General features: G+C 59.7%; 20 protein-coding genes and 1 tRNA gene. 15 read left to right on the forward strand and 6 right to left on the reverse strand.

Going from position 1 to position 20,568, the window contains the following annotated elements; genetic code table 11:
- Window positions 1-112 precede the first annotated feature (112 nt).
- The 5 genes from petA (at window position 113) to QUG03_RS04170 (ending at window position 4,036) form a co-directional block, all read left to right on the forward strand.
- On the forward strand, window positions 113-697 hold the full coding sequence (gene petA / locus QUG03_RS04150; RefSeq protein ID WP_107800600.1) for a ubiquinol-cytochrome c reductase iron-sulfur subunit: 585 nt from the start codon (window positions 113-115) through the stop codon (window positions 695-697).
- A 14-nt stretch (window positions 698-711) separates the two neighbouring features.
- Window positions 712-2,049, forward strand: coding sequence for a cytochrome b (locus QUG03_RS04155; protein WP_107800599.1), 1,338 nt, complete (start codon window positions 712-714; stop codon window positions 2,047-2,049).
- Window positions 2,050-2,065: 16 nt separating this feature from the next.
- Window positions 2,066-2,830, forward strand: a complete 765-nt coding sequence (locus QUG03_RS04160) for a cytochrome c1 (RefSeq protein WP_500819462.1) — start codon at window positions 2,066-2,068, stop codon at window positions 2,828-2,830.
- Between the two features lie 150 nt (window positions 2,831-2,980).
- Window positions 2,981-3,583, forward strand: coding sequence for a glutathione S-transferase N-terminal domain-containing protein (locus QUG03_RS04165; RefSeq protein WP_039756141.1), 603 nt, complete (start codon window positions 2,981-2,983; stop codon window positions 3,581-3,583).
- A gap of 9 nt (window positions 3,584-3,592) precedes the next feature.
- Window positions 3,593-4,036 carry a ClpXP protease specificity-enhancing factor gene (locus QUG03_RS04170; RefSeq protein ID WP_500819463.1) on the forward strand — a complete coding sequence of 148 codons (444 nt, stop codon included), beginning with the start codon at window positions 3,593-3,595 and terminating at the stop codon, window positions 4,034-4,036.
- A 121-nt stretch (window positions 4,037-4,157) separates the two neighbouring features.
- Here QUG03_RS04170 and QUG03_RS04175 read toward each other — a convergent pair whose 3' ends face one another.
- Both QUG03_RS04175 and glnK read right to left on the reverse strand, forming a co-directional pair.
- Window positions 4,158-5,471: an ammonium transporter gene (locus tag QUG03_RS04175; RefSeq protein WP_304502830.1), complete on the reverse strand. Its 1,314-nt coding sequence runs from the start codon at window positions 5,469-5,471 to the stop codon at window positions 4,158-4,160.
- Window positions 5,472-5,500: 29 nt separating this feature from the next.
- Window positions 5,501-5,839 (reverse strand): P-II family nitrogen regulator, encoded by a 339-nt coding sequence (gene glnK, locus QUG03_RS04180; protein WP_043591378.1) that lies wholly within the window; start codon window positions 5,837-5,839, stop codon window positions 5,501-5,503.
- A 323-nt stretch (window positions 5,840-6,162) separates the two neighbouring features.
- Here glnK and QUG03_RS04185 point away from each other — a divergent pair, with 323 nt between their 5' ends.
- The 6 genes from QUG03_RS04185 to QUG03_RS04210 all read left to right on the forward strand — a co-directional run bounded on the left by QUG03_RS04185 (window position 6,163) and on the right by QUG03_RS04210 (window position 10,448).
- The gene (locus QUG03_RS04185) at window positions 6,163-6,450 is read left to right on the forward strand and encodes an accessory factor UbiK family protein (RefSeq protein WP_107800595.1); all 288 of its coding nucleotides are present in this window, start codon (window positions 6,163-6,165) and stop codon (window positions 6,448-6,450) included.
- A 4-nt stretch (window positions 6,451-6,454) separates the two neighbouring features.
- The gene (locus QUG03_RS04190; protein WP_500819464.1) at window positions 6,455-7,963 is read left to right on the forward strand and encodes a YifB family Mg chelatase-like AAA ATPase; all 1,509 of its coding nucleotides are present in this window, start codon (window positions 6,455-6,457) and stop codon (window positions 7,961-7,963) included.
- A 149-nt stretch (window positions 7,964-8,112) separates the two neighbouring features.
- Window positions 8,113-8,763: an SPOR domain-containing protein gene (locus QUG03_RS04195; RefSeq protein ID WP_500819465.1), complete on the forward strand. Its 651-nt coding sequence runs from the start codon at window positions 8,113-8,115 to the stop codon at window positions 8,761-8,763.
- Between the two features lie 27 nt (window positions 8,764-8,790).
- Window positions 8,791-9,402 carry a thiol:disulfide interchange protein DsbA/DsbL gene (locus tag QUG03_RS04200; protein WP_500819467.1) on the forward strand — a complete coding sequence of 204 codons (612 nt, stop codon included), beginning with the start codon at window positions 8,791-8,793 and terminating at the stop codon, window positions 9,400-9,402.
- Between the two features lie 83 nt (window positions 9,403-9,485).
- Window positions 9,486-10,307, forward strand: coding sequence for an undecaprenyl-diphosphate phosphatase (locus tag QUG03_RS04205; RefSeq protein WP_107800591.1), 822 nt, complete (start codon window positions 9,486-9,488; stop codon window positions 10,305-10,307).
- A 64-nt stretch (window positions 10,308-10,371) separates the two neighbouring features.
- Window positions 10,372-10,448: transfer RNA gene (locus tag QUG03_RS04210), tRNA-Met, on the forward strand.
- Window positions 10,449-10,579: 131 nt separating this feature from the next.
- On the opposite strand, the gene purB is transcribed toward QUG03_RS04210, so the two are convergent.
- The 3 genes from purB to ffh all read right to left on the reverse strand — a co-directional run bounded on the left by purB (window position 10,580) and on the right by ffh (window position 14,317).
- Window positions 10,580-11,950 (reverse strand): adenylosuccinate lyase, encoded by a 1,371-nt coding sequence (purB, locus tag QUG03_RS04215; protein ID WP_107800590.1) that lies wholly within the window; start codon window positions 11,948-11,950, stop codon window positions 10,580-10,582.
- A gap of 65 nt (window positions 11,951-12,015) precedes the next feature.
- Complete coding sequence (locus QUG03_RS04220; protein ID WP_500819468.1) at window positions 12,016-12,912, reverse strand: ATP-grasp domain-containing protein; 897 nt, start codon at window positions 12,910-12,912, stop codon at window positions 12,016-12,018.
- Between the two features lie 49 nt (window positions 12,913-12,961).
- Complete coding sequence (gene ffh, locus QUG03_RS04225) at window positions 12,962-14,317, reverse strand: signal recognition particle protein (protein ID WP_227104941.1); 1,356 nt, start codon at window positions 14,315-14,317, stop codon at window positions 12,962-12,964.
- 108 nt (window positions 14,318-14,425) lie between these two features.
- On the opposite strand from ffh, the gene QUG03_RS04230 reads away from it, so the two are divergent.
- A complete protein-coding gene (locus QUG03_RS04230) occupies window positions 14,426-15,247 on the forward strand; it encodes a cytochrome C assembly family protein (RefSeq protein WP_107800587.1) in 822 nt (273 codons plus the stop codon).
- A 33-nt stretch (window positions 15,248-15,280) separates the two neighbouring features.
- A complete protein-coding gene (locus QUG03_RS04235; RefSeq protein WP_107800586.1) occupies window positions 15,281-15,661 on the forward strand; it encodes a ComEA family DNA-binding protein in 381 nt (126 codons plus the stop codon).
- A 53-nt stretch (window positions 15,662-15,714) separates the two neighbouring features.
- On the opposite strand, the gene QUG03_RS04240 is transcribed toward QUG03_RS04235, so the two are convergent.
- Window positions 15,715-17,115, reverse strand: a complete 1,401-nt coding sequence (locus QUG03_RS04240; RefSeq protein WP_500819469.1) for a cryptochrome/photolyase family protein — start codon at window positions 17,113-17,115, stop codon at window positions 15,715-15,717.
- A gap of 349 nt (window positions 17,116-17,464) precedes the next feature.
- On the opposite strand from QUG03_RS04240, the gene QUG03_RS04245 reads away from it, so the two are divergent.
- Together QUG03_RS04245 and pilB are read left to right on the forward strand one after the other, a co-directional pair.
- Window positions 17,465-18,583, forward strand: coding sequence for a porin (locus QUG03_RS04245; RefSeq protein ID WP_500819470.1), 1,119 nt, complete (start codon window positions 17,465-17,467; stop codon window positions 18,581-18,583).
- Between the two features lie 219 nt (window positions 18,584-18,802).
- On the forward strand, window positions 18,803-20,509 hold the full coding sequence (pilB, locus tag QUG03_RS04250; RefSeq protein WP_107800583.1) for a type IV-A pilus assembly ATPase PilB: 1,707 nt from the start codon (window positions 18,803-18,805) through the stop codon (window positions 20,507-20,509).
- Window positions 20,510-20,568: the final 59 nt, after the last annotated feature.

The following is a 20,568-nucleotide window of genomic DNA, read 5'->3' on the forward strand; positions in this document are numbered from 1 at the left end:
GGCTAGGCAGGGCTTCGGCCAATTTATTTGCATAGAAGCTTCAAGTCCCTACTCGGAATCGGGTAAAATCAGGCAGTTTTGGGCTCGGTTTCCACGTTTGAGGATGACTGTAATGAGTGAACAACAAGTCGATGCGGGGCGCCGTCGCTTTCTGACGGTTGCAACCAGCGCTGTTGGTGGTGTGGCGGCGGCCGGAGTGGCGACGCCGTTTCTGATGAGTTTCTTCCCGTCCGAGAGGGCAAAGGCCGCCGGCGCTCCCGTCGAGGTGGATATCGGCAAGATCGAGCCGGGCCAGAAGATCAACGTCGAGTGGCGCGGCAAGCCGGTATGGGTGCTGAACCGCACGCCGGAGCAATTGAAAAACCTGCCGAAGCTGGACGAGAAGCTGGTGGATCCCAAGTCCGAAATGGATCAGCAGCCGACGTATTGCCAGAACGAGCACCGTTCGATCAAGCCTGAGCTGCTGATCGCCGTCGGCATCTGCACGCATTTGGGCTGTTCGCCGACCCACCGTCCGGACATCGCGCCCGCCGATCTGGGCCCGGACTGGGTGGGAGGCTTCTATTGCCCCTGTCATGGTTCCAAGTTCGACTTGGCCGCGCGCGTCTACAAAGGCGTGCCGGCTCCGAAGAACCTGGAAATTCCGCCGCACAAATATCTGTCCGATACCCGCCTGCTGATTGGCGAAGACAAATAAGCTGAGGGGGCTACATGACTAAAGGACAAAAGCTGCTCAACTGGGTGGACGAACGTTTTCCGTTATCGTCGATGCTCAAAGAGCATGTCACCGAGTATTACGCGCCGAAGAACTTCAACTTCTGGTACTTCTTCGGTTCGCTGGCCATGCTGGTGCTGGTGATCCAGATCGTTACCGGCATCTTCCTGACCATGAACTACAAGCCGGACGGCACCTTGAATGGCGCCGGCATTCCGGTCGCCTTCGCCTCGGTCGAATACATCATGCGCGATGTGGCCGGCGGCTGGATCATCCGCTACATGCACTCCACCGGCGCCTCGATGTTCTTCGTGGTGGTCTATCTGCACATGTTCCGCGGCCTGATCTACGGTTCCTACAAGCAACCGCGCGAACTGGTGTGGGTATTCGGCACGCTGATCTTCCTGTGCCTGATGGCGGAAGCCTTCATGGGTTATCTGCTGCCTTGGGGCCAGATGTCGTTCTGGGGCGCGCAGGTGATCGTCAACCTGTTCGGCTCCATCCCGGTAATCGGTCCGGACCTGTCGGTGTGGATCCGCGGCGACTACGTGGTGTCCGACGCCACGCTGAACCGCTTCTTCGCGCTGCACGTGATCGCGGTGCCGCTGGTGCTGCTGGCGCTGGTGGTGGCTCACCTGATCGCTTTGCACGAAGTGGGCTCCAACAACCCGGACGGCGTTGAGATCAAGAAGCTGAAGGACGACAAGGGCATTCCCCTGGATGGCATTCCCTTCCACCCGTATTACACCGTCAAGGATGTGCTGGGCGTGGTGGTGTTCCTGATCGTGTTCTCGGCCATTGTCTTCTTCATGCCGGAAATGGGCGGTTACTTCCTGGAGAAGCCCAACTTCGACCAGGCCGACCCGCTGAAGACCCCGCCGCATATCGCGCCGGTATGGTACTTCACGCCGTTCTACGCCATCTTGCGCGCCATCCCGTCCTTCCTGGGCACCCAGGTGTGGGGCGTGATCGCGATGGGCGCGGCGGTGGTGTTGATCGCCTTCCTGCCGTGGCTGGATCGCTCGCCGGTGAAATCCATCCGCTACCGCGGTCCCAAGTTCAAGTTCATGCTGGTCCTGTTCATCGTGTCCTTCATCGGTCTTGGCATTCTGGGCGCTTTGCCGTCCACCAATGCCCGCACCGTGATCGCGCAGGTGCTCTCGTTCGTCTACTTCGTCTTCTTCCTGGGCATGCCGTTCTACACCAAGAACGATGTAGGCAGCATCCCGGTGCCGACGCGGGTGACGGATACCAACGCCAAGCGTCAGATCCGGTTTGCGGTGCTGGTGGTGGTGACCGTGGTGGCCGCCGCCGTATTCGCCATGAACGTGTAAAAAGGGGAGAGGACTCATGAAAAGCAAAATCCGCCACCTGATCGCGGCCATGGCGCTGGCGCTGCCGTTCAGCGCTACGGCCCTGGCTTCCGGCGAAGGCCCCAAGCTGCCCAAGGCGCCGATCAATATTCAAGATACGGAAAGCCTGCAACGCGGAGCGCAGATCTTCACCAACTACTGCTTGTCCTGCCATTCGGCCAGCGCGATGCGTTACAACCGCCTGACCGATATCGGCCTGACCGAAGAGCAGATCAAGGCGAACCTGCTGCCGGTGGGCGCCAAAATCGGCGATCCGATGAATATCGCGATGAACAAGAAGGACGCTCAAGCCTGGTTTGGCGCCACGCCGCCGGACTTGTCGCTGATCGCGCGTTCCCGCGGCGCAGATTACCTGTATGGTTATCTGCGTGGCTTCTACCGGGATCCGAGCCGGCCGACTGGCTGGAACAACGCGGTGTTCGACAAGGTGGGCATGCCGCACATCTTCTGGGAATGGCAAGGCGAGCAGGTGCTGAAGACCGAGAAGAACGCGGAAGGCCACGAAGAGCACAAGCTGGAGCTGATCAAGGCCGGTACCCTGACCAAGCTGGAGAACGGCAAAGCCAATACCTTGGAGTTCGACAAGCGGATGGCGGACCTGACCAATTTCCTGGTCTATGTGGGCGAACCTGCTCAGGTGAAGCGTCAGCAGATTGGTTATGTCGTGTTGATGTTCCTGTCGCTGTTGCTGTTGCCGCTGGCGTATTTCCTGAAGAAAGAGTACTGGCGCGACGTGCATTAAGCCCGGTTGCTTGATTTGATCAAGGCGGAGAAATCCGCCTTTTTTCTTTTTAATCATTGGCTTATGATGCGGCGCTGGAAATTGGTGGACGGAAAGTGCTAGAATGCCCAGCTGAATCAACCCATTGTTAGTTAAGGATTTCCTCCTGCCATGATGACTCTTTACTCCGGAATTACCTGCCCGTTCAGCCAGCGTTGCCGCATCGTGCTTTTTGAAAAGGGAATGGATTTCGAAATCATTGATGTGGACATCCATAACAAGCCGGAAGATCTGGCGGTGATGAACCCCTACAATGAGGTGCCGGTATTGGTCGAGCGCGATTTGATCCTGCACGAATCCAATATCATCAACGAGTACATCGACGAGCGTTTCCCGCACCCGCAGCTGATGCCGGCTGACCCGGTAATGCGCGCGCGCGCGCGTCTGTTCCTCTACCGGTTTGAAAACGAGCTCTTCATCCATGTGAAGGCGCTGGAAGCCGGCGCCACCGGCAAGGAAGCGAACAAGGCTCGTGAAGCCATTCGCGATGGCCTGACCACGATCGCGCCGATTTTCGCCAAGCAGAAGTTCATGTTGGGTGACGATTTCTCCATGATCGACGTGGCGATCGCGCCCTTGATGTGGCGTCTGGAGCATTACAATATCGATCTGGGCAAAAACTCCGCGCCTATCCTCAAGTACGCCGAGCGTATTTTCCAGCGCCAGTCCTTCATCGACTCGCTGACGCCGTCCGAAAAGGCCATGCGCAAATAAGGATTGCCAATGAGCTCCAGCACCAAGCCCTACATGATCCGAGCGCTGCACGAGTGGTGCGGCGACAACGGCTTCACGCCCTATGTGGTGGTATGGGTCAACGAGCGTGCCGATGTGCCGCGCGAGTACGTGAAAAACAACGAGATCGTGCTGAATATCGGTCTGTCGGCCACCAAGAATCTGCGTATCGACAATGACTGGTTGTCGTTTTCCGCCCGCTTCGGCGGCGTGTCCCGCGACATCTGGGTGCCGATAGGCAATGTGATGTCGATTTTTGCCAGGGAAAGCGGCGAAGGCATGGGATTCGAGGTGGAGTTGGGCGAGGCGGAAGCGCCCGCGCCGACGCTGAAACCGGTGGCGGCCGACGAGGAGGCCAAGCCGGCGGAAGCGCCGTCCGAGCCGGATGCGCCGGCCAAGCCGACGGGCCGCCCCAGCCTGCGCATCGTTAAATAGCGGTTTCAACTCCGCAAGCGAAAGCCGGTCCGTCAGGGCCGGCTTTTTCATGAGCGGCTTTCCCAAAAAAAAGGGCGCCAGCGGCGCCCCAAGTCCCTTACCACAACAAGAAAATCCGGATTTATTCGACGCGCTCCCCGTGCAGGATCACGTCCAGCCCTTCGCGCTCTTCGTCTTCCGCGACGCGCAGTCCGATCGCGATATCGATCAGCTTCAGCAAGATGAAGGTGACGACGGCGCAATAAGCCGCGGTGACGCCGACGCCGAGCGCTTGCGCGGCCAGGCTGCCTTCCGCGCCGCCGATTTCCTTGACGGCGAAGACGCCGGTAAGCAGCGCGCCCAGGATGCCGCCGATGCCATGCACGCCGAAGGCGTCCAGGGAGTCGTCATAACCCAGCATGTGCTTGAGCCCGGTGGCGCCCCAGAAGCACACCACGCCGGCCGCCAGGCCGATGATCAGCGCGCCCTTGACGTCCACGAAGCCGGCGGCGGGCGTGATGGCGACCAAGCCGGCGACCGCGCCCGAGGCAATGCCCAGCACCGAAGGCTTCTTCTTGGTGAGCCATTCGGCGAACATCCAGGCCAGCGCGGCGGCGGCGGTGGCGAGCTGAGTGGTGACCATCGCCATGCCGGCGCGGCCGTCCGCCGCGGCGGCGGAGCCGGCGTTGAAGCCGAACCAGCCCACCCACAACATGGACGCGCCCACCAGGGTCAGCACCAGGTTATGCGGCGGCATCGCTTCCTTGCCGAAGCCGACGCGCTTGCCCAGCACCAAGGCGGTCACCAGGCCGGCGATACCGGCGTTGATGTGCACCACGGTGCCGCCGGCGAAGTCCAGCACGCCCTTGTCCGCCATCCAGCCGCCCGGCGCCCAGACCCAGTGAGCCACCGGCGCGTAGACCAGCAAGGACCACAAGGCCATGAAGACCAGCATGGCGGAAAACTTCATCCGCTCGGCGAAGGCCCCGGTGATCAGCGCCGGAGTGATGATGGCGAAGGTCATCTGGAAGGTCATGAACACTGATTCAGGAATGGTGCCGGCCAGCGGGTGCACGGCCAGTTTGCCGGCCTCTTTCAGGTAAACCATGCCGTCCAGCATCACGCGGCTCAAATCGCCCAGATAGGGGCTGCCGACGGTGAAGGCCAGGCTGTAGCCGATGACCGCCCACAGCACCGTGATCAGCGCGGTGATGGCGAAGCTTTGCATCAGCGTCGCCAGCACGTTCTTTTTGCGCACCATGCCGCCATAGAACAGCGCCAGGCCAGGAATGGTCATGAACAGCACCAGGGCGGTGGAGATCAGCATCCAGGCGGTGTCGCCGGCGCTGATGCTCTTGGCGTCGGCAATCGCCGGACCCGCCGGCGCGGCGGCCAAGGCCAGCGGAGCCGCCAGGCTCAAGCCGGCGAGCTGAATGGTTGCGAGCAGTTTTTTCATTGTCGTTTCCCCTGTGTCTCTATCGCGGTTCAGACCGCGTCGGCGCCGGTTTCGCCGGTGCGGATGCGCACCACTTGTTCCAGGTCGTAGACGAAGATCTTGCCGTCGCCGATCTTGCCGGTGCGGGCGGACTTTTCGATGGCTTCCACCACCTGATCCAGCAAAGCGTCGTCTATGGCAATCTCCAGCTTGACCTTGGGCAGGAAGTCCACCACGTATTCGGCGCCGCGATAGAGTTCGGTGTGTCCTTTTTGACGGCCGAAGCCTTTGACTTCGGTAACCGTGACCCCTTGCACGCCGATGGCGGACAAGGCTTCGCGGACTTCATCCAGCTTGAAGGGCTTGATGATGGCGGAAACGAGTTTCATGACTGCTCCTTAGGGTCTGATGATCCGGTGGCTTGAGATGAGCGCTGCTGTAGCGTCGATACGCATGAATCGTGCCAGGCCTGATTGGCGCAAAAGAAAACCCTAAGATCATGTTGCAACGCAAAAAAGGCCTGTACTGGCCGTTTTGGCACTTTCCCGGTGCATGGGGTCGTGGCGGGCCGCACTGATTTGGTGCCGCAAGCACTGTGGCGTCAGGGGAGGGGGCCTGGCCACGCCCTAGGCCGGGTGCGCGCCGGCGGGTGGCGGACTTGGCTTTTTGCTACACTCTGCACTGTTATCACTTACTCATAAGGAGCCGCGTCATGTTGAGCCAAAAGCTGTTTGAGGAAATCGGCAACAAGATCAGCGAAACCATCGCCGCCAGCCCGGCCAAGGACATCGAGAAAAACGTCAAGGCGATGATGGCCTCCACCTTCAGCAAGATGGATCTGGTGACGCGCGAGGAGTTCGACGTGCAGCAGGAGGTGCTGGTGCGCACCCGGGAGAAGCTGGCGCAGCTGGAGCTGAAGCTGGCGCGCCTGGAGGCGCAGGTATTCCCGGAGGAAACGCAGGCCGCGGTAGAAGCGCAATCAGAACTCGGCCACTCCTAGCGATATGACGCTGGCCGTGGTGGCAAGCCGGGCGCTGGCAGGATTGGAAGCGCCCGAGGTCGCGGTGGAAGTGCATCTGGCCAACGGTTTGCCCGCATTCACCATTGTCGGCCTGCCTGACCTTGAGGTGAAGGAAAGCCGGGAGCGTGTGCGCGCGGCGATTCTAACCTCGGGTTTTGAGTTTCCGGCCCGGCGAATCACAGTCAACCTGGCTCCGGCCGATCTGCCCAAGGACTCCGGCCGTTTCGATCTGCCCATCGCCATCGGCATTCTGGCGGCCAGCGGACAGGTGCGTTGCCCCCGTCTGGCGGAGTATGAGATCGCGGGAGAACTGGCTTTGACCGGGGCCTTGCGGCCGGTCCGCGGCGCCTTGGCGATGGCGTGCCGGACGCGGGAAGCGGGGCGCGCCTTCATCTTGCCGATGGCCAGCGCCAAGGAGGCCGCGGTGCTGGAAGGCATGCCCTTGTACGGCGTGAGCACTCTGGTGGAAGCCTGCGCCTTTCTCAACGGCCTCTCCGAGCTGGTACCGTATCGACCAGAAGGCGGTTTGCCTCGTTCGGCCCCGGACTACCCCGATCTACAAGACATCAAAGGCCAGCCGCTGGCGCGCCACGCGCTGGAAGTGGCCGCGGCCGGACGGCATAGTCTTTTGATGATGGGGCCGCCCGGCACCGGCAAATCCATGTTGGCCGCGCGTCTGCCCGGCATCTTGCCCGGCATGCCGGACGAAGAGGCGCTGGAAAGCGCCGCCGTGCGCTCCTTGGGGACCGACGGCTTCGCGCTGGACGATTGGGGCGTAAGGCCGTTCCGCTCACCGCACCATACCGCGTCCGCGGTGGCGCTGGTGGGCGGCGGCAGCGATCCGCGGCCGGGAGAAATCAGCCTGGCGCATCACGGCGTTTTGTTTCTGGACGAATTGCCCGAGTTCGATCGCAAGGTGCTGGAAGTGCTGCGCGAGCCTCTGGAGGCCGGGGTGATCCACATCTCGCGCGCCGCGCGCCAAGCCAGTTTTCCCGCGCGCTTCCAGCTGATTGCGGCCATGAATCCCTGTCCGTGTGGTTATCTTGGGCATTTCAGCGGAAAATGCAGCTGCACGCCCGAGCAAGTGGGGCGCTATCGAGGTAAAATCTCCGGTCCCTTATTGGATCGTATCGATTTGCACGTTGAAGTGCAGTCCTTGCCGGCGGAGCAGTTGGTGGGCGGGGCTGTCGGCGAGTCCAGCGCTTTGGTGCGCGAACGGGTGGAGACGGCGTATCGTCTGCAATTGGCCCGGCAGGGCAAGGTGAATGCCGGCTTAAGCGGGGCCGAACTGGAGGCGATTGGCGATTTTCATGCCGAGGCGCTGGCATTATTGCGGCAAGTTTTGGACAAGATCGGCTTGTCTGCGCGCAGTTATCATCGGATACTTCGAGTTTCCAGAACCATTGCCGATTTACAGGGTCAGGCAATGGTCATGCGGGAGCATGTGTTGCAGGCGATTCAATTACGACGCGCCGCAATGCCTAATGGCTAACAATAAATAAAGAATTGATCAATCCAGATAGTTTGTTGAACTATTTGATTAGTTAAAAGCGTAAGTGCTGCATGGCAAATCGAGATTTAAAAAATTCCTCCCGTGGTTCCCGCGGTCGCTCATCCAGCTCCAAAAGCGGAGGCGGCGGCATGGTGGCGGGCATCGTCATCGGTCTGATCGTCGGCATTGCCGTCGCGGTCGGCCTCGCCATGTATCTGAATAAGTCCTCTACGCCGTTCAGCAACTTGGAGAAATTGGATCGCAAGGCGGCCGGCGCTTCCGCGCCGCCGACGGAGCTGCTGGCGCCGGGCACCCGTATTGCCGACGCCGCCTCGGAAACCGCCGCCGCTCCGGCGCCGGCGGTCAAGCCGGCTCAGGAGCCGCCTTCCGCTGCGCCGCCGATGCCGACGGAAACCCCAGCCAAGCCGGCCCCGGCCGCGCCGGCGGCCAAGGACGCTGGCAAGGACGAGCAACGCTTTGATTTCTATAAGATCCTGCCAGGACAGGTGGATGCGGTGCCCGGCAAGAACGGCAAAGCGACGGAACCTTCTGCGCAGCAGCCGGCCAAAAAGGTCTACTTGCAGCTGGGATCCTTCCAGAATCAGGACGAGGCGGACAACCTCAAGGCCAAGCTGGCCTTGCTGGGCGTGGAAGCCAAAATCCAGTCGGTGACTGTGCCGGAAAAGGGGCTGGTGCATCGCGTCAGGGTGGGGCCGTACAACCGCCAGGACGAGGTGGATCGGGTGAAGGCTCAGTTGAAGCAGGACGGCATTGGCGCGACGGTCGTCAAGGCGGAATAAACTCTTCCTCTATTTAGGAAATCGATAATGAAAAAGTGGTTATTGCTTTCGTTGATGCTGTTCAGCGGCTTGGCAAACGCGGCGATTGAGCTGGGCAAGGATTACACCATGCTGGCGACGCCGCAGCCGGTGGCGGATCCGAAAAAAGTCGAGGTGATCGAGTTCTTCTCCTACCATTGCATTCACTGCCTGGAACTTGAGCCGGCGATGAGCGCCTGGGAGAAGAGCAAGCCCGCCGACGTGGCCTTCTCCAAAGAACAGATCGTGTGGCAGAAGTCGATGGAAGGCTTTGTGCGCATGTTCTCCGCCTTCAAGACCTCCGGCACTTACGAAAAACTGCATCGCCCGGCTTTCGAGGCCGTGGTGAAGTCGCGCGTCAACCTGTCGGACGAGGGCGTGTTCGCCAACTGGCTGAAGCAGCAGAAGGGCGTTGACGCCGCCAAGGTGATGCAGGCGTACAAATCCTTCGGCGTGAACGCGCAGGTGGCCAAGGCGGCCAAGATGACCCGCGATTACGCGATCCAGGGCACCCCGACGGTGATAGTCAACGGCAAGTACGTGGTGACGCCGGTGGCGCCGGAGCGCATGGTGCAGGTGATCAACGAGCTGGTGGCCAAAGCCCGAGCCGAGAAAAAATAAGAATCGAGCAAGACGCTTGGTGAAGAAGGCAGCCCTGGGGCTGCCTTTTGTGCGTATTAATCCTTGATGGGGGATGGGTGGACATGGATGTAATGCTGTTGGCCAAGGCTTTATTGCTGGGCATTGTCGAAGGGGTGACGGAGTTTTTCCCGATTTCCAGCACCGGGCACTTGATCGTGGTCGGGGATCTGATCGACTTTCAGAACAATGCCGACGTGTTCGAGGTGGTGATACAGCTGGGCGCGATCCTGGCGGTGGTTTGGGAGTACCGGCAGCGCTTTCTGGGCGTGGCGCAGGGGGCTTTGCGGCGGGAGGCCCAGTCGCTGCGCTTCATCAGTAATTTGCTGGTGGCTTTCCTGCCGGCGGCGGTCATCGGTTTTTTCGCGATCAAGGCGATCAAGCACTATTTGTTCAATCCGGTGACGGTGGCGCTGGCCCTGGTGGTGGGCGGCGTCATCATTCTGCTGGTTGAGCGCAAACAGCGCGTGCCGCGGGTGAGCAGCGTGGACGCAATGAGCTGGCAGGACGCCTTGAAAGTGGGGTGTGCCCAAGTGTTCGCCATGGTGCCCGGCACGTCGCGTTCGGGCTCCACCATTATCGGCGGCATGCTGTTTGGCCTGGATCGCAAGGTCGCCACCGAGTTTTCCTTTTTCCTGGCGGTGCCGACCATGTTCGCGGCCACCTTCTACGATGTGTACAAGCATTGGCACCAATTCACCGCCGCCGATGTGCCGGTGATAGGCGTTGGCTTTGTCGCGGCCTTCATCAGCGCCTTCTTCGCCGTGCGTGGTTTGATCCGCTATGTGTCCAGCCATAATTTCAATGCGTTCGCCTGGTACCGCATCGTCTTTGGCTTGGTGATCTTGGCGACATGGCAGCTGGGCTGGGTGAATTGGAGCGCCTGAACTGGCTCAAGGTAGAAATATCTTGACAGTCAAAGCTGGCTTGTATAATATGCAACCTCTCTGACGCGGGGTGGAGCAGTCTGGTAGCTCGTCGGGCTCATAACCCGAAGGTCGTAGGTTCAAATCCTGCCCCCGCAACCAAATTCAAAAACCCAGCTTTCTTTTGAAAGCTGGGTTTTTTGTTTTTCGCGCCGATCTATTTTTTTAAATGGTCGTTGAATAAAAAAAACCGCCGGGTGAGGGCGGTTTTTTTATTGCTCGCGCAGGCGAGATTAAATGCGCTTGGCCAGTTCCGCGGCCTTGCCGATATAGCTGGCCGGGGTCAATTCCAGCAGGCGGGCTTTCTCCGCTTCGGGCAACTCCAGGTTCTTGATGAAGGCATGCAGGGTTTCACGGGTAATGCCGCCCTTGCCGCGCGTCAGCTCTTTCAGTTGCTCGTAGGGGTTGGGCACGCCATGGCGACGCATTACGGTTTGCACCGGCTCCGCCAGCAGCTCCCAGCTATTGTCCAGCTCGGATGCGATTGCCTGAGGATTGATTTCCAGCTTGTTCAGGCCTTTCAGGCAGGCTTTGAGGCCCAGAATGGTGTAGCCGAAGCCCACGCCCATATTGCGCAGCACAGTGGAGTCAGTCAGGTCGCGCTGCCAGCGCGATACCGGCAGCTTTTCCGCCAAGTGGCCCAGGATGGCGTTGGCCATGCCCAGATTGCCTTCGGCGTTTTCGAAGTCGATCGGATTGACCTTGTGCGGCATGGTGGAGCTGCCGACTTCGTCTTTCTTCACTTTTTGCTTGAAATAGCCCAGCGAGATATAGCCCCAGATGTCGCGGTTCAGGTCGATCAGGATGGTGTTGACCCGCGCCAGGACCTGATACAGCTCGGCCATGTAATCGTGCGGTTCGATCTGGATGGTGTAGGGGTTGAAGGTCAGGCCCAGGCCGGTGACGAAGCGGCCGCAGAAGCTTTCCCAGTCGATGTCGGGGTAGGCGACCAGATGGGCGTTGTAATTGCCCACCGCGCCGTTGATCTTGCCGAGGATTTCCTGATGAACCAGTTGCTCGCGCTGACGTTTCAGGCGGTAGACCGTATTGGCCAACTCCTTGCCCATCGTGGACGGGGTCGCAGGCTGGCCATGGGTGCGGCACATCATCGCGGTGTCGGCCAGTTCGTGGGCCAGTTTTTGCAGCTTGTGGATGACTTCGTCGATCGCGGGCAGCACCACGGTGTTGCGCGCGGTTTTCAGCATCAGCGCGTGTGACAGATTGTTGATGTCTTCGGAGGTGCAGGCGAAGTGGATGAACTCGCTGGCCGCCATCACTTCCGGATTGCCGGACAGGCGTTCCTTCAGCCAGTATTCGATGGCTTTCACGTCGTGATTGGTGCGCGCCTCGATGGCTTTGACTTCTTCGCCGTGTTGCACGTTGAAGTTGGCGATCACGTCGTCGATTTCACGGATGGTGGCCTCCGAGAAGGAAGGCACTTCCTCGATGCCCGGCTCGGCGGCCAGCATCTTCAGCCATTCCAGCTCCACTTTGATGCGGAACTTCATCAGGCCGTACTCGGAAAACAGATTGCGCAAGGCCTCGACTTGGCCGGCGTAGCGGCCATCCAGGGGGCTTAGGGCGGTCAGCGTGGTCAGGTTCATGCTGGGTAGTTCCAAACGTGGGTTGCCGGTGTTCTGGCGGGTTGCGGTACAAAATCGCTCATTGCTCAGCGCAGACGGCGCGCGAGCGCCGCGGCCAACTCCTCCGCGGCTTGCGGTCGGAAGCGGAAAAACAGCTCCGGTTCAATCATTTCCAGCTCCATGACCGCCAGGCGGTCATGGTTGTCGCGAATCATGTCGACGCGCGCGTACAGCACGTCGAAAGGGACCGCCCGCACGGCGGCTTCGGCGAAAGCGATCTCTTGCGCGTCGGCATGATGCGGGTGAACCTGGCCGCCGTGATCGTCTTGCACGCGGAAGTCGCCGGACTTCGGCGTTTTGCGGATGGCGTGGCTGAAGCGGCCGTCGATGACGATCAGGGACAATTCTCCCTGGCTCAGCACATTGTGTTGCATGGGCTGCAGCAGCATGGTCTCCTGCTGGATCAGCTCGGCGTATACGCATTCCAGCGATTCCGCGTTTGTCGGGGCGACGCGATAAGTGTGCCGGGCGGCTCCGGAGACGGCCGGTTTCAAGATGGCGTCGTCCCAGTTCCGCTCTTCCAGTAACTGGCGCAGCGTTTGCGGCGCGCCTTTCTCAATGTAGCGCGTGTCCACCGTATGAACAGCGTTTTGTTGCAGCTCGGACAGGTAGTGTTTGTCCAGATTCCAGCGAATCAGCTCAATCTCGTTGAAGAGGCGGGTTTGAGCGGCCGCGCGCGCCAGCCAGTCGGAAAACGCGGGCAGGCGCTCGAAGTAATCCCAAGTGGTGCGGAACAGCGCGCAAGCCGAGTCGGCCCAGTCCATGTCCGGATCGTCCCAGGCCAGGCGGCGGACGCGCAAGCCCTGGCGCTGCAGCGCCGCCAGCACCAGGCCGTCTTCATGATGAACCTGGCGGCGGTACCAGTCACCGTCGTCAGGCGGCAGCAGGCGCGAATCGGTCAGAACGGCAACATCGAGCGACATCGAAATCCTTTTACATCAAGAAAAACGGGTGCCAGGCACCCGTTTCAGCTTACATGCCGGGCATCATGCCCTTCATGCCGCGAAGCATTTTCATCATGCCTCCCTTGGAGGAGAACTGCTTCATCATTTTCTGAGTCTGTTCGAACTGGTTCAGCAGCTTGTTGACCTCCTGCACCGTCACGCCGGCGCCGGCGGCGATGCGTCGTTTGCGGCTGGCCTTGAGCAATTCCGGCTTATGGCGCTCTTGCGGCGTCATCGAGTTGATGATGCCTTCGATGCGGCGCATGGCTTTCTCCGCCTCCGCGCCCTGCACGCCCTTGGCCATCTGGCCCAGTTGCCCCGGCATTTTCTCCAGCAGATTGCTCATGCCGCCCATTTTCTTCATCTGCTGCATCTGGGCCTTGAAGTCTTCAAGGTCGAAGCCCTTGCCGGACTTCAACTTCTTGGCCATGGCGGCGGCTTCGTCCTGATCGATGCCTTTTTGCACTTCCTCGATCAGCGACAGCACATCGCCCATGCCCAAAATCCGGCTGGCGATCCGGTCCGGGTGGAAGGGTTCCAGGCCGGACACTTTTTCGCCGACACCGATGAATTTGATCGGCTTGCCGGTGATGTGGCGGACCGACAGCGCGGCGCCGCCGCGCGAGTCGCCGTCCATCTTGGTGAGGATGACGCCGGTCAGCGGCAGCGCTTCATTGAAAGCCTGGGCGGTGTTGACCGCATCCTGGCCCTGCATCGCGTCGACGACAAACAAGGTCTCCACCGGATTCAGCGTCGCGTGCAGCGCCTTGATCTCGGCCATCATCGCCTCGTCGATGGCCAGACGGCCGGCGGTATCCACCATCAGCACATCGAAGAAGTGGCGCTTGGCGTGATCCACCGCGGCGCGGGCGATATCGACCGGATTCTGGTCGCCGGAGGACGGGAACCATTCGACGCCGACCTGCTGGGCCAGCAGTTTCAACTGCTCGATGGCGGCGGGGCGGTAAACGTCGGCGGAGACGACCAGCACTTTTTTCTTCTGGGTCTCTTTCAACAGCTTGGCGAGCTTGCCGACCGTGGTGGTTTTGCCGGCGCCCTGCAGACCGGCCATCAGCACGATGGCGGGTGGCACGGCGGCCAGATTGAGGGCGTCGTTCTTCTCGCCCATCAATTTGGTCAATTCCTCATTGACCACGCCCACCAGGGCTTGGCCCGGCGTCAGGCTGCCGGCCACGTCCTGGCCGAGCGCGCGCTCCTTGACCTGGGCGATAAAGGTTTTGACCACGGGCAGGGCGACGTCGGCCTCCAGCAGGGCCATGCGCACTTCGCGCATCGCGTCCTGGATATTGGCCTCGGTCAAGCGCGCATTGCCGCGCAGATTTTTCATCACGCCGGACAGGCGGCTGGTCAGGTTGTCTAGCATGGTGCGTCCTTACTTCTGCCAACGGCTTGCCGGTTGGTGTAGACTCTCAAACTATCGATTTTACCACGAGCCGCCGGGGCTGCGCCCGGTTTTGATAAAACACCCGACATGACTCGTTTCCTGCTCGTACTTTCTATTGCGCTGATCCTCTCTTACGGGGTTTTCAGCTGGCACTACTTCGCCAACTGGCGCGGCCTGGCGTGCTGGCCGCGCAAGCCGCGGCTGGAACACAGCCTATTGGGCGTGCTGCTGCTGCTGCAGGCGATTGCGGTGTTGTTGCCGCTGACTCAGGGCGCTTTGCTGTCCCTGGGGGTTGGCCGCGCGCTGTCGGTGATGGTGTGGATCATGCTGCTGATTTATTGGACTTGCAGCTTCTTCTATCGCGTGGAAGGCCTGCAGCTGTTCATGATGCCGCTGGCGATGGCCGCGCTGGGTTTCGCCCTGCTGTTCCCCGGCCAGCACGTGGTTCAAGACCTGAGCAATCCGGCTTTTGTGCTGCATATCCTGGTCTCCCTGTTTGCTTACAGCCTGTTCGCCATCGGCGCGCTGATCGCCATTCTGATGCTGTTTTTGGAGAAAGCCCTGCACGATAAACGGGCCTCTCCGCTGGTCAAGCAATTGCCACCCTTGCTGTCCCTGGAAAAAATGATGTTCCAGGTGATAGGCGTCGGCTTCTTGCTGCTGACGGTTTCCTTGTTGACCGGCGTGGTGTTTTCCGAAGAAGTGTTGGGACATGCCGCGGCGCTGACGCACAAGACCATCTTCGCCGTGTTGTCCTGGCTATTGTTCGGCGGCCTGTTGATCGGCCGCAAGTTGCAAGGCTGGCGCGGCCGGGTGGCGATTCGCTGGACTTTGGCCGGCTTCCTGTCCTTGGCGCTAGCTTACATTGGCAGCAAGGTCGTCATAGAATTGATCCTGCAACGCGGTTGAGGTTGCCAGTCCTGTCTCACAAGGAGATCAATGATGAAAAAATTGTTAGCCCTGTTTGCCGCCCTGATGCTGATTTGCGGCACCGCTTTCGCCGCCGTCAACATTAATACCGCCAACCAGCAGGAGCTGGAGGCGCTGAACGGAATCGGCCCAGTCAAGGCCAAGGCCATTGTGGATTATCGCGCCAAGAACGGACCGTTCAAGAGCGTTGACGATCTGAAAAACGTCAGCGGGATTGGCGACAAGACCTTGGAAAAACTGCGCAGCGAGATCGCGGTCAGCGGCGCTTCCAGCGCCGCGCCGAAAGCCGCGGCCAAACCCGCCGCCGCCGCCAAGCCCGCCGCCGCTGCGGCCAAACCGGTGGCCGGCGTCAAGAAAGAAGCCTCCAAACCGGCGGCCAAGAAAAAGCCCTGACGTTTACCCGTCAATGGTTTGCTGGAAACAACGCCCGCGGATGCGGGCGTTTTTCATTGCTTGCCGAACAGAGCCAGCGCCAATTGCCTTTGCTCGGCGTGGTCGACGATGGGGCGTGGATAGTCCCGGCCCAGCACGAAGCCTTCCGGCAGCGCCTTGGCCTGCCAGGGGGCGTGGATCGCCTGATCGCTGAGCGCGGCCAACTCCGGCACGTAGCGACGGATGAAGCGGCCGTCCGGATCGAATTTCTGCGATTGCGTCACCGGGTTGAAGATGCGGAAATAGGGTTGCGCGTCGCAGCCGGTGGAGGCCGCCCATTGCCAGCCGCCGTTGTTCGAGGCCAGATCGAAGTCCAGCAGCTTCTCCGCGAAATAGCGTTCGCCCAGACGCCAGTCAATCAGCAAATCCTTGACCAGAAAACTGGCGGCGATCATGCGCAGCCGGTTGTGCATATAGCCGGTTTGGTTCAGTTGTCGCATGGCCGCATCAATCAATGGATAACCACTTAGTCCTTTTTGCCAGCTTTCCAGCCAGTCCCGGCGGTTGGGAAAGGGAAGGTCTCGGTATTGCGGCTTGAAGCTGTGAGCGGCGATATTGGGGAAGTGCCATAGCAGCTGCTGATAAAACTCTCGCCAGATCAACTCCTTCAGCCAGCACATCGCGCCCTCTCCGCCGTCGAAACTGGCGAATTGCACCAGTTGGCGAATCGAGATGGTGCCGAAGCGCAAATGGGTGGACAGATAGGACACGCCCTTTACGCCGGGGTAGTCCCTTTGTTGATGGTAGCGTTGGATGCGTTGCTGACAGAAATCGGCGAACCGCTCTTGGGCGCCGGAGGCACCGGGGGTCAGCAAGCAGGGTTCTGCCTGGGCGAAGCCCAATTCCGCCAGGTCGGGCATAGCCGGCGTGCCCGCTGGCGGGCGCAAGCGGCCCGCCAGCGAAGGCATGGTCAGCGATTGGCTGTGCTGTGGGCTCAGTCTTTTGAGCCAGGCATTGCAGTAGGGGGTAAACACGGTGAAGGGTTTGCCGCTGGAGGTGAGCAGCTCGTCCCTGGCGAAAATGACCTGGTCCTTGTATGAGAGCAAGCTCTTGCCCATTGTTGCCAGAGTCTGGGCAACCACCTGGTCTCGCTGGCGCGCATAGGGCTCGTAATCCTCGTTCACGTAAACGGCCTCGGCGTCTAGCTGCGCCGCCAGCCTCGGGATGATGTCTTGCGCTGGCCCTGTCGCACACCATAGCTCCCCGCCCGCTGCGCGCAGGGACGTCTGAACTTCCCGCAAGGATTGCCAGATGAAGCCGATGCGTCTGTCGGCGGGGGAGAGCGTGTCGAGAATATTGCTGTCGAAAACAAAGACGCACTGCACCGGGCGGCCCGAGGCCAGCGCTTGCTGCAAAGCGTGGTTGTCCTCCAGGCGCAAGTCGCGCCTGAGCCAGTAAAGCGAAACCTTGCTCATGGGTAAGCTCGTCATGGTTTGATTGTCTGACAGTGGATGGTCCATTTTATGCTTTGTGGTTTGTTGCTTTTTTGCACTAAGTTGCTGCTTGTGTTGCGTAATTGCATCTCATGGCTGGTGGCGCTTCAGTCTGGTGTTCATGTAAAACAAGGGTTTGTGATGCATGTGTTGTTTTTTTGAGTGCTTTTTTGTTGGAAGTGCATGCTGTTTTTGTTTTTTCGCAACGTCGGTCTTATATTGAGCCTAGCGATCACCGAAGCATATCGGCGACACATAAATGTCCGGGTTCTCTGGCCTTAGAACTAGCGAAATCAACAGGACAATATCAACTGACTTGAAAGGAACTGCAATGAACAAGACGCATATCGCTCTTGCAATCGCCGCCCTGATGCCGGCCGCCGCCGCAATGGCCGACGTTACCGTTTACGGTGAAATCCGTGGTGGTTACGAGTACAACAAATCTTACAGCTCCACGATCAACCTTGATGCCAACGGCAAGCTGCAAGGCGGCTCCGAGATCAATGACTGGACTTCGCGCATCGGTTTCAAGGGCAACGAAGATCTGGGCAATGGCCTGAAGGCGATCTGGCAGGTGGAAAGCCGCGTGCACATCGACGGCACTAAAGGCACTGCTAACGAGCCGAGCTCTGATGGCTTTGCTACTCGTGACAGTTTCATCGGTCTGGCCGGCGACAGCTGGGGTAAGATTCGCTTGGGCAAACTGTCCAATTACGCCAACGATATGATGGAGCAGGTTGACCCTGGTTACTATAGCAACCAGAGCGTTGGCGGCTTGGGGATGTTTACCCGTCTGGATGATCGTGTGACTAACGCGGTCCGTTATGATAGCCCGAACTGGAATGGTTTCAGCTTTGCCTTGTTGTACGGCACCGATGAAACCCGCAAGGTTGTTGGCGGCTCCACTACCAATAACCAGACCTGGAACCTGGGTCTGAGCTACGAAAACTCCGGTTTCTTCGGTAAGTACAACTACCAGAACTGGAACGATGCCAGCAAGCTTGCTAGCGCCAAAGACTGGCACCGTCTTGAGGCCGGTTATATGGCCAACAACCTCTACGCCGCTTTGGGCTATCAGCAGATTCAGGGTTATGGTTTCGGCACCTTCTATAACGGGTCGCTGAGTTCCAGTTATAACACTGCGGCATTGGCAACTGGCGCGACCCAAGCTCAGATTGATGGGGCTAAGCTGAAAACCAAAGAACTCGCTTTGACTCTTGGTTACACTTTTGGCGCCTTCACTCCGTACTTCTCCTATGTCAAAGGGTATGACGCCAGCTTGAACGGCAATACCATCGACAAGTCCGGCTACGATCAGTTTGTCTTGGCTCTGGACTATGCTTTGTCCAAGCGTACCGAGGTTTACACTTCCTACGGTCACGTGAAGTGGAAAGACGGTGCTTTGGACAAGGAAAACTCCTTCGGCCTGGGTCTGGTGCACCGCTTCTAAGCGCACTTGAGTACCACCTTGAAAGGACTGCTTCGGCAGTCCTTTTTGTTTTGGCGCTAAGCCGGACCTATCCAGCGGCGCCGGGATTTAAGTCAAAGCAGCATCCGCATTTTGCATATAATGTTGTAACGGTAGTGCGGCTGTCTTGAAGGCGGCGGGCTCTGGCACGGGAGCGTCGCGCGGTGTCCTCAAATCTGTTTACTGGTGAGTTGCAAGCGTATGGAAGCTTCGGCTGGCATTTCCGGCTTGGGTCGGGCCTTGGTGCAAAACAATATGCTGTTGCAGCAGGATGCGGACGCCATTCTGCGTCAGTCTCAGGCATCGCATATCAGCTTTGTCGAGCAGCTGATTCAGAGCAAGAAGATGACGGCGCAGGATGTCGCGATGTTCGCGTCCAAGACCTTTGGCTATCCCTTATTGGACATGTCGGCCATCGATCTCGATCAGTTGCCCAAGGGCGTGGTGGATGACGAGCTGATCGCCAGCCGGCGCTTGCTGCCCCTGCTCAAGCGCGGCAACAAGCTGTATGTCGGCACCTCGGACCCGACTCAGACCTCGGCCTATCACGCCATCACCTTCAAGACCGGGATGACGGTGGAAGTGGTGGTGGTGGAGGACGACAAGCTGGGCAAGATGCTCGGCAAGTACGGCGAGGACGCTACCGCCGCGATCAAGGCCCTGGAAAACGAAGATTTTGGCGATCTCGAATTCGCCGATCCGGACGCGCCGGCGGATACCGGCGCGCAGCCGGACGTCGACGACGCGCCGGTGGTCAAATTCATCCACAAGGTGTTGCTGGACGCGATCAATGGCGGCGCGTCCGATATCCATTTCGAACCCTATGAGAAGTTCTACCGCATTCGTTACCGGGTGGACGGGGTGTTGAAGGAGATCTCGCAGCCGCCCTTGGTGTTGAAGGAAAAGATCGCTTCCCGGATCAAGGTGATTTCCAAGCTGGATATTTCGGAAAAGCGGGTGCCGCAGGATGGCCGGATGAAGCTGGTCATTTCCAAGGCGCGGGCGATCGATTTCCGGGTCAGCACCTTGCCCACTTTGTACGGCGAAAAGATTGTGATGCGTATCCTGGACTCGTCGGCGGCGAATCTGGATATCGAGCAGCTCGGCTTCGAGCCGGAGCAGAAACGTTTGTTGCTGGACGCGATCGGGCGCCCCTACGGCATGGTGCTGGTGACCGGCCCCACCGGCAGCGGTAAAACGGTGTCGCTGTATACCTGTCTTAATTTGCTGAACAAGCCGGACATCAATATCGCCACGGCCGAGGACCCGGTGGAAATCAACCTGCCGGGCATCAATCAGGTCAACGTCAACGAGCGCGCCGGGCTGACCTTCGCCTCGGCCCTGAAGGCTTTTCTGCGCCAGGATCCGGACGTGATCATGGTGGGCGAGATCCGGGACTTCGAAACGGCGGACATCGCGATCAAGGCGGCGCAGACCGGTCACATGGTGTTCTCCACCCTGCATACCAATAACGCGCCGGCGACTTTGACTCGGATGCTGAATATGGGGGTGGCGCCGTTCAATATCGCCAGCTCGGTGCTGCTGATCATGGCGCAGCGCCTGGCGCGCCGTTTGTGCGCGCATTGCAAGAAGCCGGCGGACATTCCCGAAGAGGCGCTGTTGCGGGCGGGTTTCAAGAAAGAGGAATTGGACGGCAGCTGGAAGCCCTATGCGCCGGTGGGCTGCGAGGAGTGCCGCAATACCGGCTACCGCGGCCGCACCGGCATTTACGAAGTGATGCCCATCACCGACGCGATGACGCGTTTGATCATGCAGAACGGCACCGCCATCGATATCGCCGATCTGGCGCGCAAGGAGGGCATGGTGGATTTGCGCCACGCCGGCCTGCTGAAGGTCAAGGCGGGCTTGACCTCGTTGACCGAGATCGAGGCGGTGACCAACGAATAAAAGCGGTTTCGCGCCTCCGGCAGCCGCCGGAAAGCTGACTTAACGGCTTGGAATAAGAA

The sequence above is a fragment of the Chromobacterium sp. CCUG 30098 genome, from assembly GCF_059916605.1.

What these genes read in the sequence shown, in the direction of transcription:
- petA (WP_107800600.1), top strand. Translation starts at nt 113, where the DNA reads ATGAGTGAACAACAAGTCGATGCGGGGCGCCGTCGCTTTCTGACGGTT.
- QUG03_RS04155 (WP_107800599.1), top strand. Translation starts at nt 712, where the DNA reads ATGACTAAAGGACAAAAGCTGCTCAACTGGGTGGACGAACGTTTTCCG.
- QUG03_RS04160 (WP_500819462.1), top strand. Translation starts at nt 2,066, where the DNA reads ATGAAAAGCAAAATCCGCCACCTGATCGCGGCCATGGCGCTGGCGCTG.
- QUG03_RS04165 (WP_039756141.1), top strand. Translation starts at nt 2,981, where the DNA reads ATGATGACTCTTTACTCCGGAATTACCTGCCCGTTCAGCCAGCGTTGC.
- QUG03_RS04170 (WP_500819463.1), top strand. Translation starts at nt 3,593, where the DNA reads ATGAGCTCCAGCACCAAGCCCTACATGATCCGAGCGCTGCACGAGTGG.
- QUG03_RS04175 (WP_304502830.1), bottom strand. Translation starts at nt 5,471, where the DNA reads ATGAAAAAACTGCTCGCAACCATTCAGCTCGCCGGCTTGAGCCTGGCG.
- glnK (WP_043591378.1), bottom strand. Translation starts at nt 5,839, where the DNA reads ATGAAACTCGTTTCCGCCATCATCAAGCCCTTCAAGCTGGATGAAGTC.
- QUG03_RS04185 (WP_107800595.1), top strand. Translation starts at nt 6,163, where the DNA reads ATGTTGAGCCAAAAGCTGTTTGAGGAAATCGGCAACAAGATCAGCGAA.
- QUG03_RS04190 (WP_500819464.1), top strand. Translation starts at nt 6,455, where the DNA reads ATGACGCTGGCCGTGGTGGCAAGCCGGGCGCTGGCAGGATTGGAAGCG.
- QUG03_RS04195 (WP_500819465.1), top strand. Translation starts at nt 8,113, where the DNA reads ATGGTGGCGGGCATCGTCATCGGTCTGATCGTCGGCATTGCCGTCGCG.
- QUG03_RS04200 (WP_500819467.1), top strand. Translation starts at nt 8,791, where the DNA reads ATGAAAAAGTGGTTATTGCTTTCGTTGATGCTGTTCAGCGGCTTGGCA.
- QUG03_RS04205 (WP_107800591.1), top strand. Translation starts at nt 9,486, where the DNA reads ATGGATGTAATGCTGTTGGCCAAGGCTTTATTGCTGGGCATTGTCGAA.
- purB (WP_107800590.1), bottom strand. Translation starts at nt 11,950, where the DNA reads ATGAACCTGACCACGCTGACCGCCCTAAGCCCCCTGGATGGCCGCTAC.
- QUG03_RS04220 (WP_500819468.1), bottom strand. Translation starts at nt 12,912, where the DNA reads ATGTCGCTCGATGTTGCCGTTCTGACCGATTCGCGCCTGCTGCCGCCT.
- ffh (WP_227104941.1), bottom strand. Translation starts at nt 14,317, where the DNA reads ATGCTAGACAACCTGACCAGCCGCCTGTCCGGCGTGATGAAAAATCTG.
- QUG03_RS04230 (WP_107800587.1), top strand. Translation starts at nt 14,426, where the DNA reads ATGACTCGTTTCCTGCTCGTACTTTCTATTGCGCTGATCCTCTCTTAC.
- QUG03_RS04235 (WP_107800586.1), top strand. Translation starts at nt 15,281, where the DNA reads ATGAAAAAATTGTTAGCCCTGTTTGCCGCCCTGATGCTGATTTGCGGC.
- QUG03_RS04240 (WP_500819469.1), bottom strand. Translation starts at nt 17,115, where the DNA reads ATGAGCAAGGTTTCGCTTTACTGGCTCAGGCGCGACTTGCGCCTGGAG.
- QUG03_RS04245 (WP_500819470.1), top strand. Translation starts at nt 17,465, where the DNA reads ATGAACAAGACGCATATCGCTCTTGCAATCGCCGCCCTGATGCCGGCC.
- pilB (WP_107800583.1), top strand. Translation starts at nt 18,803, where the DNA reads ATGGAAGCTTCGGCTGGCATTTCCGGCTTGGGTCGGGCCTTGGTGCAA.